Source organism: Rhodococcus sp. IEGM 1351, from assembly GCF_030056875.1.
Taxonomy (GTDB): Bacteria; Actinomycetota; Actinomycetes; order Mycobacteriales; family Mycobacteriaceae; genus Rhodococcus_F; species Rhodococcus_F opacus.
On sequence record NZ_JASHKU010000025.1, the window covers coordinates 1 to 12,145 of the forward strand.

At 61.0% G+C, this 12,145-nt stretch carries 12 protein-coding genes; 1 reads left to right on the forward strand and 11 read right to left on the reverse strand.

The features are described 5' to 3' along the window. Nucleotides 1–83 precede the first annotated feature (83 nt). The 5 genes from QM806_RS32480 to QM806_RS32500 form a co-directional block, all read right to left on the reverse strand. Nucleotides 84–569 (reverse strand): nuclear transport factor 2 family protein, encoded by a 486-nt coding sequence (locus QM806_RS32480; RefSeq protein WP_120660273.1) that lies wholly within the window; start codon nt 567–569, stop codon nt 84–86. Next, nucleotides 566–1,180: an aldehyde dehydrogenase family protein gene (locus QM806_RS32485; RefSeq protein WP_283294065.1), complete on the reverse strand. Its 615-nt coding sequence runs from the start codon at nt 1,178–1,180 to the stop codon at nt 566–568. Before QM806_RS32485 ends, QM806_RS32480 begins: the two co-directional genes overlap by 4 nt. 227 nt (nt 1,181–1,407) lie before the next feature. Next, complete coding sequence (locus tag QM806_RS32490) at nt 1,408–2,967, reverse strand: aldehyde dehydrogenase (RefSeq protein ID WP_120660270.1); 1,560 nt, start codon at nt 2,965–2,967, stop codon at nt 1,408–1,410. Nucleotides 2,968–3,169: 202 nt separating this feature from the next. Then, a complete protein-coding gene (locus tag QM806_RS32495) occupies nt 3,170–4,012 on the reverse strand; it encodes a mycofactocin-coupled SDR family oxidoreductase (protein ID WP_120660269.1) in 843 nt (280 codons plus the stop codon). A gap of 84 nt (nt 4,013–4,096) precedes the next feature. After that, on the reverse strand, nt 4,097–5,206 hold the full coding sequence (locus QM806_RS32500; protein WP_120660268.1) for an NDMA-dependent alcohol dehydrogenase: 1,110 nt from the start codon (nt 5,204–5,206) through the stop codon (nt 4,097–4,099). Nucleotides 5,207–5,654: 448 nt separating this feature from the next. On the opposite strand from QM806_RS32500, the gene QM806_RS32505 reads away from it, so the two are divergent. Next, entirely contained in the window at nt 5,655–5,807 is a 153-nt protein-coding gene (locus QM806_RS32505; RefSeq protein WP_249343882.1) for a hypothetical protein, read from the forward strand. 210 nt (nt 5,808–6,017) lie between these two features. Here the strand turns inward: QM806_RS32505 and QM806_RS32510 are convergent, their stop codons facing one another. The 6 genes from QM806_RS32510 to QM806_RS32535 form a co-directional block, all read right to left on the reverse strand. Further along, nucleotides 6,018–6,371, reverse strand: coding sequence for a putative quinol monooxygenase (locus tag QM806_RS32510; RefSeq protein ID WP_167116103.1), 354 nt, complete (start codon nt 6,369–6,371; stop codon nt 6,018–6,020). 158 nt (nt 6,372–6,529) lie between these two features. Further along, on the reverse strand, nt 6,530–7,372 hold the full coding sequence (locus QM806_RS32515) for a mycofactocin-coupled SDR family oxidoreductase (RefSeq protein WP_120660265.1): 843 nt from the start codon (nt 7,370–7,372) through the stop codon (nt 6,530–6,532). A 136-nt stretch (nt 7,373–7,508) separates the two neighbouring features. Further along, the gene (locus QM806_RS32520; protein ID WP_210460410.1) at nt 7,509–8,276 is read right to left on the reverse strand and encodes an SDR family NAD(P)-dependent oxidoreductase; all 768 of its coding nucleotides are present in this window, start codon (nt 8,274–8,276) and stop codon (nt 7,509–7,511) included. A gap of 80 nt (nt 8,277–8,356) precedes the next feature. Next, on the reverse strand, nt 8,357–9,757 hold the full coding sequence (locus tag QM806_RS32525) for an MFS transporter (RefSeq protein ID WP_210460409.1): 1,401 nt from the start codon (nt 9,755–9,757) through the stop codon (nt 8,357–8,359). 45 nt (nt 9,758–9,802) lie between these two features. Next, complete coding sequence (locus QM806_RS32530) at nt 9,803–11,296, reverse strand: aldehyde dehydrogenase family protein (protein WP_120660262.1); 1,494 nt, start codon at nt 11,294–11,296, stop codon at nt 9,803–9,805. An 82-nt stretch (nt 11,297–11,378) separates the two neighbouring features. Then, nucleotides 11,379–11,900: a nuclear transport factor 2 family protein gene (locus QM806_RS32535; protein ID WP_120660261.1), complete on the reverse strand. Its 522-nt coding sequence runs from the start codon at nt 11,898–11,900 to the stop codon at nt 11,379–11,381. Nucleotides 11,901–12,145: the final 245 nt, after the last annotated feature.

A 12,145-nucleotide genomic window follows, 5' to 3' on the forward strand; every position in this document is an offset into this window, starting at 1 on the left:
CGGTACCTGCCCACTGTGCCACCACACCTTCCCTACCTAACAAAGTACTACTAGGTGTCTGATGAGATACGCTCGCCGAATCTTCACGGCCAGCCGGGGATCTTCGGACCACGGCCACCGACTGTGGCAATGTATCCATTGTCGGCCGGGCGCTTTTCACCCCAGACGATTTCGAATACAAGCTTGGAAATCTTCCAGGTGCCCTCATGGCGCACCAGCTCGTTGTGGTAGCGAGCGATCAAGAAGCAGACGTCGTCGGCGCCGGCGAACTTCTCGAAGGAGTTGTGGTAGACGAGCGCCGTCGCCTTATCGCCCTCGATGTCGATGCGATAGACGTTGAGCATGTGGTGCTGCCATTCACATGTCTTCGTGAAGTCGGTCATCCAAGTGATGACGGCGTCCGCGCCTTCGACGAGTTCCCCGTTGCCGTATTGCGCTTGCAGATCAGGATGCAGGACATCGTGCAGCTGATGCATCTGCGCCGAATCGACACTCGACGCGTAGCGGTACAAAACTTCTTCGATCGCGATCCGATCGTCGCCGATGGTCCCTCGCCCTCTTATTGTCATCGTGTTTCAACGACTTTCGTCCACACGATCTTGACCTGGGTTAGCTCGCCGATCGAGGCTTCGCCGAGATTGCGTCCGTGTCCGGAGAGCTTGACGCCGCCAAACGAGACGCCGGGGTAGACCATTTGATAGCTATTGATGCACACTGTGCCCGCGTTGAGCGCCGCCGACACCCGCTGGGACGTATCGAGGTCGCTGGTCCACACTCCTGCGGCGAGACCGTAATTCGTGTCGTTGGCGATCCTGATCGCCCCCTCCTCGTCATCGAAGGACAACACCGCCATCACCGGGCCGAAGATCTCCTCCTGCGCGATGCGCATGTCGTTGGTTACTCCGGTGAAAACAGTTGGCTCATGAAAGTATCCAGGCCTGTCGACGCGGGAACCTCCGCTGACGAGGATGGCTCCTTCGTTCTTGCCGATGTCGACATATGAGCCCACCCTGTCGAGTTGCTCGGCGGAGACAAGGGGGCCGAGTTGCGCCGCTGGGTCAAAGCCAGAACCGATCTTCATACCCTGCGTGCCCGCGAGTACCGCAGCGGTGAACTCGTCCTGGATCGAGCTATGTACCGATACTCGCGATCCGGCAGTACACACTTGACCGGCGTACATGAACGTTTCCTTGCCTCACTCCGACGAAGACCGGTACTCGAACTGACTTCAGTTTCGGTAAATGCGCTGTTTGTGTCAAAGGTCATAGAACGGGCGGTGCTCATGCTCGAATCATCCCTACGCCCGGTCCGAACAGCCGTCAAATCGCCGATGCGCCTGACCACCGATACCGATCGATGCGGGTCGCGGTCACCGGCCGGCAGGTAGAAGAGACCGATCTGCCGCGATTAGGAATTCTGAATCCCTGGACCTGTGCCGAAGGGAACTCCAGGGACAAGTGCCGGCAGATCGACTCCAGGATCGACTGAGATCGTCTTGGTCACAAGGAATTCCTGTACGCCCGCTGTACCGTGCTCCCTGCCGATTCCAGATTGCTTGTACCCACCAAACGGTGACCCCAGATCTGCCGCAAACGTGTTCACCGAGAACGTTCCGGTCCTGATCTGACGTGCAATCTCGAATCCATGCGCCAAATCGGTCGTGAACACGGATCCAGAAAGACCATAGCGGCTCTCGTTAGCGATCCTCACAGCATCACGCTCGTCGGTGTAGGCAATGAGAACCACCACCGGTCCGAATATTTCTTCCTGCGCAATCGCCATATCGTTGGTCACATCCGTAAGCAACGTCGGCTCGATATACCAGCCCTTCTTCAGGTGCGCGGGACGTCCACCTCCCGCCCGCACAGTCGCACCCTCTGCTACAGCTTGATCGATATGGGCTTGTACGCGGTCACGATGCCGCTCGGTAATCAGCGGACCGACCACGGTGTCACTCTCGAACGGGTCACCTACCTTGAGCCCCTTGAACGCCAAGGCGAGAGCGTGGGCGAATTCATCGTACCTGGACTCAGACACCAATATTCGAGACTGCGCAACGCAACTCTGCCCGGAATTGCTCGCCACCGATGCGCCGACCAGCGCACTGATAGCCGTGTCCATGTCGGCATCATCGAGGACGATAGCGGCAGACTTGCCGCCCAACTCGAGTACAACTGGCCGAACGAGGTCGCCGCACGATTGGCCGATCTTCCGTCCCACCTCAGAGGAACCGGTGAAGCTCACCATGTCCACATCGGGATGGCACACCAGATAGTCCGACGAATCGGCGCGCGCGGAAATGATATTCAAAACACCGTCAGGGAACCCCACCTCCTGCATGATCTCGCCGACAGCGAACGAAGCCAGCGGATTCGCTTCCGGGACCTTGAGCACGACTGTGCACCCCGCCACCAACGCCGGACCTGCCTTCTGCCCAATAGCGGGCAACGCGAAGTTGAAGGCCGGAATCGTCGCAACGACACCCACCGGCTCCTTCACCACCAGACTCTTCCCTGCCATCGGAATGATGCTTCCGCCATCCGAGCCGCCAGCCAAGTGTGAGAGGTCGCTGATTCGGACCTCCTCCAGCTGCAGAGTCTCGGCCATCTCGGCGTTGTAATTGAAGCTCATTGTCCCGGACACCGCCTGATAGACCTGAGCGAGGAACAATGTGCCGCCTTGCTCCTCGGCAATCAGTTCGGCGAGCTCCTCGGAGTGCTGATGAAGCCCGTCGGCGAGTCGGCGAAGGTGACCGGCCCGCTCAACGGGTGTCAGACGAGGCCAGCTCGACTTATCGAACGCATCACGAGCCGCGCTGACGGCCGCGTCCACGTCAGCCTTGGAAGCAGCTGGGACGCTGCCGATCTTTTCGCCACTGCGCGGTGAGATGACATCGAAGAAGTCGGTCGTCTCGGCTGTGCGCCAATGACCGTTGATATAGAACTCTGCGTAGTCACGCCTGAACATGATTGCTTCTCGCCTCTCTTGTTGTGTCGTCAATACCGGGTCCGGCGATACGTCAGTTCGAGCAACCACAGTTTCTTGAACAACGCTTTCAAAACTGTCCGGGCCGATCCAGCACACTCCAGCGGGTGATGAGCCCCTGTTTCCATCACTCCCACCCGGTCCAGCAGTCCGGCGGGGCGCAGCCTGGGTTACTCCGACCCGCTCACCATGTCTTGACCAGGTTCCCACCGTCGACTGGCATGGCAACGCCTGTGACATAGCGCGCCGCATCCGAGGCCAGCCAAATGACGGCTTCGGTAACATCTTCCGGTTCGATCCACGGCAGATCCGGGAGAACGTTGAGTGCGGCAAACGCCTCTCGAACGTCCTCCACGCCGGGCTTTTCCACACCGGGAGCAAATAACGAGAAGGTGACGTCGTTGACGATGAGTTTTGTGTTGACTGCAGTCGGACACACCGCATTTGCCCGAATCTTGTGCACTCCGAGTTCCTGCGCCAGGACCTTGGTCAGTCCAATCACGCCATGTTTGGCCGCAGTGTAATGCGCCGTGTTCTGATAACCGGCCAACCCGGCCGTTGAACTCGTGAGCACGACAGCTCCGCCCTCGCCGCGCTCAACCATGGACGGTAGCGCTGCCCGAGTCGCGTTCCACACGCCGGTCAAGTTCGTGTCGATGGTATCCCGCCAGACCTGATCACTCATTTCCCAGACCCGGGAATACGTGCCGATCCCAGCGTTGGCGACCACGATATCGATCTTGCCGAAACGCGAAAGTCCCTCGTCGACCACTGCTTGCATTGCGGTGAGGCTGCGTACGTCTGCCATTCCCCGGACGGCTCGGCGGCCTAGACCTTCAATCTCCGCTATAACCGCATCGAGTTCCGATTCGGTCGCTAATTCATACTCCACCGATTCGATAGCGTCACGTGCGATGTCGACGGCTATGACATCTGCGCCTTCACGTGCGAAACGTAGTGCATGCGAACGACCCTGTCCTCGTGCGGCTCCGGTGATGAACACGACCTTGTCGTCGAATAGACCCATGAATACCTTCCTTGATCGATGCGGTTCCGGAGATTGACAGGCGAGCCCCAAGGGATAAGCCGGCGGTCCCTCCTCAGGCCTGTATCAGAAGGTGAGGAGGCCACGAATGTTCACGCCGGCATGCATGTCGGCATACCCCTCATTGATCTGGTCGAGCGAGTAGGTAGTCGTGATCATTTCCTCGAGCTGGAGAGCCCCGCTTTGCCAGAGGGCAAGAAGCTTTGGCACGTCCTTCGACGGTGACATCATCCCGTAAATGGATCCCTGAATCCTCTTCTGGTACATCGTCAACTCCAGCAATCCTGCCGGGATGTGCGCTAGCGTTTCACGTCCAGCTGCCGTGACTACGACAGTGCCAGCCTTCCTGACCGCAGAGAACGCGGCGCCTACATCTTCCGACTTCAGTACTCCAACGCAGATGATTGAGGAGTCGGCCCCTTGTCCATTGGTCAGCGATCGCACGAGCTCTGTCGCCTCTGACACATCCGAAAAGGTGTCCGTAGCACCGAATTTCTTCGCAATTTCATGCTTGGCAGTAACAGGATCCACCGTCACGACCCTCGAAGCACCCGCATGTACGGCGCCCTGGACCGCGCTCATTCCGATTCCGCCGGTGCCGAGGATAAGCACAACATCACCCGGCGTCACCTTCGCCGCATTGACGGCTGAACCCCAACCAGTCGGGACCGCGCAACCCAGTAGTGCGGCAACTTCGAGAGGTGTGTCGGGGCCGATCTTGATGCAACTCCATTCAGGCATCACGCTGTACTCGGCGAAGCCCGACACCAATCCAGCCTGAGCGACGTCCTCACCATCGAGATGCATGCGGTAGGTCCCATCCAATTGGTGGCCCGCGAGCATGAGGGCACCGTTGTCGCAGAGGTTCTGCTGACCGCCGGCGCACCAGCGGCACCTACCGCAGCCCGGCACGAAGGAGGTCACAATCTGATCGCCCGGCGCGAGCCCACGGACGCCAGGTCCAACTTCTTCAACGACACCCGCGGCTTCATGGCCGCCACAGAAGGGCAGGTGTCCGACTGTGATATCGCCGGTGCGGAAATGGTCGTCGGAGTGACACAGGCCGGTCGCCACGATACGCACGAGCACCTCATGTTCGCGCGGTGGATCCAGCTCGACTTCGAGCACCTGCCATTCGCCTGGAACTTCGCGCAATACAGCAGCGCGCACTCGCATTGGTACTCCTTAGCAGCATGAGGATGATGCACTCGGTTGCGATCGGACAGTTGGCTGAAGTGAATTCAACTCACTTAGCTGATACTAGGAGTTCGTCTAGCATGTGTCAACGATCACAGAGCGCTCTTCGAACAAGGTCGGATCATGGACTGAGAAGAGCGCACCCGCGGCGCAGCCCTGCCACCGTCGCCGCCTACCCCGCCACGTTCCGGCTGCTCCTCGGATTCATCGACAGGAAGTAGCCCGCTCCGGCGTACTCGACCTCACCGGACTCGACGCCCCGGGCGCACTGACGGCGCCCCCTCGTGACGCGCTCCAGCGGCTCATCCTGCAGAACCACATGGTCCGCCCGCTACGCCACGTCCATCGGAAAGGGAGGAAGCCGAACGTCAAGCTTCGTCTTGGTGAGTTCGATCGAAGAGGAGGGTCTCTTCTCATCGCACGAGGCATGGGTGTGGGTGCCTTCGCCGAGGGCGACCCGCGCATCGTCGCGCGTCTCGTTCTCGCGCTCATCGTCAGCGTGTGGCGGTGGTATCGCCCCGAGGCGACATGCCCCTCGAATAGATCATCTTCATGGTGCGCAAGGCCGCCCTCCTCATGATTCGCGCCTAAGAACCAAAATCTCGACGAGTCATGCTGTAGCTGTGACTACTACGGTGCACCAGAGAAATAGAGGGACGGACCGCTCGTGGAATCATGGCCGCCGGCATTCATCTCCACTGCCATCGCTCCGACGAAAAACAGGTCACCCCAGTCGGCATTCACTCTGCCTACTGGGTGACGCGGGCACCTTTCGGAGCAGATGGCGGAATTAGCGGCGCGCCAGCGGGGTGTAGTAGTTCACCGGGCTGCCGAAGGCCTCCAGGGCCGCACGCGTCTCGGGACAATCCTCTGCGGCACACTCCATCGTGCCTAGGGTTACCAATTCGAGCAGGCGGGTTACGGCTCCGGAGTTCATGTTGTTGAGATGATTGATCAGTGCGTCATTGTCGGCATAGTGCTCATGAATATAGATCGTGTCTTTCGCTGCATTTGCCCAGAAAGAGTACTCGAGCAGCCCGGGATGCTGGCGCGCATCCTCTGCATTGATATGACAGATCTTCGCTACCTCTTCGAAGTGCTTGGGCTCGAAGGTCATTCTGCCATTCAGCCTGATATCTTTCATCTTCCCTACTCCATTCATATCGCAAGAGTGCTGCCTGGCATGTCCACGCATATCCAGGCAAGCAGATGTCGACAGTCGAGTGAATACGCATTCACACCGAATGAATTGCCGTTTCACCCAGTGCCCCAGAACATCCCGGATAGATCGATCGAAACTAGCTACTTGGCGGCTGAACCCGCGTCCACCCGCAACTGGGTACCCGTCACATACCGACCGAGGTCGGAGGTGAGGTAAACAATAGCGTTGCTGATGTCGACGGGATCAATCCACGGTATGGGCATCGCGTTGAGGCCCTTGAATGCGTCAGCCACCTTTTCTTCGTCCTGCGCAGAGCCGACAGAGAGACCAGTTCCCGGAAGGAAGAGATCGAAAGTCGCCTGATTTAAAGCCATTCCCGTCTTTACCGTTGTGGGATGGACGGTATTGACTCGGATCATGTGCGGACCGAGTTCCACGGCCATCGATTGCATCAGTCCGACCACCCCGGCCTTGGCTGCTGAATAGTGGTTCAGGTTTTGTAGGCCGACGTGTGCTGAGGAGGAGGACACCAGCACCATTGCCCCGGCACCGCGGTCGATCAAGTGCGGAACGGCTGCGCGGGCAACGTTCCACACGCCCGTCAAGTTGACGTCGATAACAGTTTGCCAGTGATGGGGAGTCAGCTCCTCCGAACGGTAGTAGGACGTAATGCCGGCGTTTGCGACCACGATATCGAGTCCGCCGAGTTCTGCGGCACCGTCGTCGACGACCTTGGTCACTGCATCGAAGTTTCGGACGTCGGTTTGACTCGCGATGATGCGACGACCCAGCTTCTCGACCAACACGACAGTCTCATCGAGATCTTCACGTGTTCCCAATCCGTATGGGACTGTGTCGATGTCAGCGCAAATATCGAACGCGATGATGTCCGCGCCCTCTTCCGCCAATCGAACCGCGTGCGAGCGACCCTGACCGCGTGCGGCACCACTGATCACAGCCACTTTTCCGTCAAGCAAACCCATCGTTGAATGCCCCTTCTACTCGTCCGACGCTGTATGTGCTCTTCATCCCAACCTTTCGGACCCCGCGCGGGGTCAATGTGAGGAGGGCTACAGGCTTGGTCGGCGAGTCGTCACCCGGCGACCGAGCCCCTCGCTGCTAGCGCGCCAGGTATCCGCCGTCCACGGGCAGCGGAACTCCGTTGACGAAACTCGCGTCGTCGCTCGCGAGGAATGCCGCGGCGGCCGCGATCTCCTCGGGCTGACCCTGTCGGCCGAGCGGAACGTTGACAGTGAAGCTGTCGACGACGTCGGACACGTCGGCGCCCGTGTCACGTCCGAAGAACTGCGGGAGCATCGGAGTCGCGATCGGGCCGGGACAGATCGCGTTGACACGGATGCCGAGCGGGCCGAACTTCAACGCCAATGACTTCATGAGCAGCACGATGCCGCCCTTGGTCATCGAGTAGAGCGGGCTCAGCGGCGAACCGACGATGCCCGAGACCGAGGCTGTGAAGATGACAGAGCCCTTGCCGTCGGCGGTCTCGAGCAGGTCTTGGCACGCGGCAGTGAGGAAGAACGCGCCCTTGATGTTGACGTCGACGGCCAGGTCGAACTGGTCCTCCGAGATGTCGAGACCGGAGGCGCCGGGGATGCCGGCGTGGTTGTAGAGGACGTGGAGCACGCCGTGGGTGGCGCGGACCTGCGCGGTCAGGCTGGTGATCGCAGCCTTGTCGGCAACGTCGAGTTGATGCGCTTCGGCCGAGCCGCCGGCCGTCTCGATCTGCGACACGGTCTCCTTGGCGGCGTCCGCGTCGAGGTCGGTGACGATGACGTGCGCGCCCTCTGCGGCGAAGCGCACGCAGGCTGCGCGACCCATACCGGACCCTCCGGCGGTGACCAATGCGATGCGATTCTCGAGCCTCATTGAATCCTGCCTCCGTACTAGTAATTCAGCGTGTGTTTCGTATCTGTATGTCGTGCATGTTGCGCCGGGCTGCTCGGCCGCTATCGCGCGGCTTTTTCCTCGGCACGTCCTGCGGCCGCGGCCTCGGAGTTCGGCGTGGATGTGCCGGGGTACGCCTTGCTGCGGGCCTTCGAAGGAGCCACGCGTGGGACGAACAGGATGATCAGCGGGCCGAGCGCCGCGGGAATCATGAACGCGTAGAAGTTCCATTCCACCGGCGCACCCATGGCGAGCACGAAGCCACCGACCTGCGGTCCGAGGATCGCGCCGACGCGGCCGATGCCCATGCCGAGACCGAGCACAGTCCCGCGGGTAGCACTCGGGAACAGCGCAGCGGTATATCCGTACAAGACCACGGTGGTCCCGTTCGCGCCGATTCCGGCGAGGAACAACGCAGCGAAGAAGACCGGCGTCGGCGGGCTGAAGCTCAAGATGTACAAGGACAGAACGGCAACGCCAAATGCCCAACAGACCACCGGACGAGGCCCGAATCGATCGGAGAGAACCGAGAGCGTCATGATGCCGACAATCGCCCCCATGCTCAGAACCATCAGCGATACCAGCGCCGAAGTCAGCGGGTACCCCGCTTGCCTCATGATCTGCGGCAACCAGGAGTTGAGTCCGTACGTCAGCATCAAACCGACAAAGAAGGTGGCAACCAACGGGACGATGACGACGATGTACTCGCGCTTGCAGAGGGCACGCAATGGATTCACGGGCTTGCCCTCACCCACAGCTTTACCTACTTCGTCAGGCGGCCACGGCATCCCGTACTTGATACAGGTCGCACGAGCCTCCTCGAAGCGACCCCGAAGGATCAGATAGTCCGCCGATTCCGGCAACCACTTCATCAGCACCGGAACGAGAACGAACACCGGGAGGAATCCGATCCAGAACATCAGCCTGAACCCGTGGTCGGCAAGCAACCAGACCGCCAGCAGGCTCGCCGCGATGCCTCCGAAGGAGTACCCGATGTTCATCACGCCGTTGAAGAATTGGCGGCGGTGGCGAGGAGCGAACTCGGCCACCAGTGCGATCGCCGCAGGGAGAACGCCGCCGAGCGCGAGGCCTCCGAGGAACCGGAGGAGCATGAACACCTCCGGACTCGGTGCCGTAGCGCAGAGTGCCATCGACGCCGAGAACCAGATCACCGATCCGATGAGGAGCCTTTTCCGGCCGAACATATCCGACAGCACGCCGCTACCGAGGGCACCGACCAGCATGCCGGCCAGAGCGAGGCTCGCCATGGTGCCGACTTCCGTTGCAGAAAGCGCCCACGGTTCGTAATCAAGGAGAGCCGGTGTGACGGCGCCGTGGATGACCATGTCGTAGCCGTCCCATGCGCCGATGAGGAGACAGAGGATGACGACCCACGCGGCCCGCCGATGCGCCTTCGCGAGTTCCTCCGAAACGGGTGTCTCTTGGTCGATTCGATTAGCCACAATCTTCCTTTCGATCCTCACCGAGGAGGACGCGGAGAAGCAGTATTAGTCGCAGGACCACTGAATGTGCTGCGGCTCGAGGTACTCGTGGATTCCCCAGGATCCGATTTCCCGGCCCACTCCGCTGGCACCGAATCCGCCCATCGGTGCGTCGGCGCGAAGGCCTCCGCCGCCGTTGACCGATACTGTGCCCGCTCGCAGTCGCGGCGCGATCTCGCGTGCGGCATCGGTATCCGGCCCGAATAGGTACGCGTGCAGGCCGTATCGGGTCTCATTGGCGATCGTCACCGCTTCGTCGACGGTGCTGTACGGCATGGCCGTTGCGACCGGTCCGAAGATTTCTTCCTGGCAGATAGGGTCTGTGTTCTTCACGTTGATCACGAGCGCGGGATTGACGAACCAGCCGGGGCCGGAGGCCGGCCGTCCACCGCCGGCAGCGACCACCGCTCCTCCGTCCACCGCCTCCCGGATGAACTGTTCCACCGAGTCTCGATGCGCCTCGGTGATCATCGGGCCGACGTTGGTCGCCGGGTCCCATGGATCGCCCACCTGGATGGATTCGTATGCCTTGTGGCTGAGTTCGAGAAATTCGTCCCACTGTGACTCGTGCACCAGGATCCGCGTCGGCGCCGCGCACGCCTGGCCACCGTTTCGGCAGTACCGCTGATGCAGGCCGGGAACTACAGCGGCGAGATTCGTTCCGGGGAGCAGAATAGCCGGTGACTTGCCACCGAGCTCGAGGACGACGCCACGAACACCTTTCGCAGCCTGGCGCATCACCTTCTCGCCGACCGCGACCGAACCGGTGAACGCGATCTTGTCGACTCCGGAGTTTTCCGTCACCGCACGCGCGATGTCCACTTCACCGACGACGACGTTCACCACCCCGGCGGGAACGTCCGCCTCACGCAGGACCTCGCCCAACAGCAGCGTGGACAGTGGGGTGCGCGGCGACGGGATCGCGACCACTGTGCACCCGGCAGCCAGTGCCGCGCCGAGCTTGTGCACGAGCAGTAGCAGCGGGTAGTTGTACGCGGCGATCGCGGCGACGACGCCGACCGGTCGATACTCGACGACGCTCCGCGACGGGGCCGGGTCGGTGTGAAGCCCCAGATCCTGGCTCCGATCCTCGAGCGCGGCCTGCGCGTATTCGCGCAGGTGCTTGATCGGCCAGTCGACCTGCAAGGCGCCGGCGGTGCTGATCGGCGCACCCAGTTCGGTGACGATCGTGTTCACGAACTCGTCGCGGCGCTTCTCGATGCCGTCAGCGATGCGGTTGATCAGGGCGCTGCGCTCTGCGGGCGTCGCCGAGCTCCAGGGACCGGCCTCGAACGCCTCCCGCGCCGAGGTCACTGCGAGGTCTGCTTGTGCTGCATCGGCCCCCGCGATTGTCGCGACCACCCGTTCGGTGGCCGGATCGACGACGTCGAGGGTTTCACCGCGGCCCTCGGTCATCTCCCCACCGATGAGAAGCGAGAGGTTCGACCAGGACTCGATGCCCGGACGCGTCAAGGTGTTGCTGCCAGTTTCTTCGGCCATCGTCTCCGCTTTCGTCTGATCGGAAATAGGGATCCGCGAGTCTCGATGCACTGCGGTCATTCAGGAAGGGGATACGGTTCGATCACCGCCACGGCGGCAGCGGGATCGTTTCATCCTCCCGCTCGAGTTCTTCCGGTGTGATCTCGCCGGCGACATAGCACACCAGCTTCGACTGCTTCCATCCACCGGCGGTGCGCCGGAAGAGATCTCGATATCGTGCCCAGCGGTGCCGGTCCGCACGCTCGGGATACTCCTTGTAGCGTTGCCACGAGTACAGATACGACTCCATCCGAGCGGTATCCGCCGATTCGAACACGATGTCCATGTTCGACAGATGGTGGCTACTCACCGTGAACTTGCTCAGTGCCCCGGAGTAGAACTCCCGCGCGGCGTCGATTCCGGTAACGGTGTCGCCCAGACCGCCGGACAGATCCACGATGCAGTCGGCTGTGAACACTGCGAGCATTCCCTCGGCGTCCATTGCGTCGGCGGCGCGGCAGTAGGCGTACTTCAGGCGCCGGATCTCCTCGGCGTCGACCAGTTGCCTCAGCACATCCGGGTTGTAATCCTGATCCCCGACTGCGGCTTCACGGTTTATCAACATCTGACGACCGACCTCATCTTCTGGGCTATCCGGGAGAGAGTGACACGGGACTCACTGTGGGAATCGTGTGAATCGCGCCACACCGACAATAGGACAATAGTTCGCATAATTCGAGTAGTCAATCGAATGCTGTGTAGAAGTTGTCTTCGGCTGTCACATCGTCGACTCGACCCGCCACAGCAGAGCACACCGGGCAACCCGACGAACCGAGCACCAATTTGGCTGCGGCGCTCGGGCGGAACACT

What these genes read in the sequence shown, in the direction of transcription:
- QM806_RS32480 (WP_120660273.1), bottom strand. Translation starts at nt 569, where the DNA reads ATGACAATAAGAGGGCGAGGGACCATCGGCGACGATCGGATCGCGATC.
- QM806_RS32485 (WP_283294065.1), bottom strand. Translation starts at nt 1,180, where the DNA reads ATGTACGCCGGTCAAGTGTGTACTGCCGGATCGCGAGTATCGGTACAT.
- QM806_RS32490 (WP_120660270.1), bottom strand. Translation starts at nt 2,967, where the DNA reads ATGTTCAGGCGTGACTACGCAGAGTTCTATATCAACGGTCATTGGCGC.
- QM806_RS32495 (WP_120660269.1), bottom strand. Translation starts at nt 4,012, where the DNA reads ATGGGTCTATTCGACGACAAGGTCGTGTTCATCACCGGAGCCGCACGA.
- QM806_RS32500 (WP_120660268.1), bottom strand. Translation starts at nt 5,206, where the DNA reads ATGCGAGTGCGCGCTGCTGTATTGCGCGAAGTTCCAGGCGAATGGCAG.
- QM806_RS32505 (WP_249343882.1), top strand. Translation starts at nt 5,655, where the DNA reads ATGGGTGTGGGTGCCTTCGCCGAGGGCGACCCGCGCATCGTCGCGCGT.
- QM806_RS32510 (WP_167116103.1), bottom strand. Translation starts at nt 6,371, where the DNA reads ATGAAAGATATCAGGCTGAATGGCAGAATGACCTTCGAGCCCAAGCAC.
- QM806_RS32515 (WP_120660265.1), bottom strand. Translation starts at nt 7,372, where the DNA reads ATGGGTTTGCTTGACGGAAAAGTGGCTGTGATCAGTGGTGCCGCACGC.
- QM806_RS32520 (WP_210460410.1), bottom strand. Translation starts at nt 8,276, where the DNA reads ATGAGGCTCGAGAATCGCATCGCATTGGTCACCGCCGGAGGGTCCGGT.
- QM806_RS32530 (WP_120660262.1), bottom strand. Translation starts at nt 11,296, where the DNA reads ATGGCCGAAGAAACTGGCAGCAACACCTTGACGCGTCCGGGCATCGAG.
- QM806_RS32535 (WP_120660261.1), bottom strand. Translation starts at nt 11,900, where the DNA reads ATGTTGATAAACCGTGAAGCCGCAGTCGGGGATCAGGATTACAACCCG.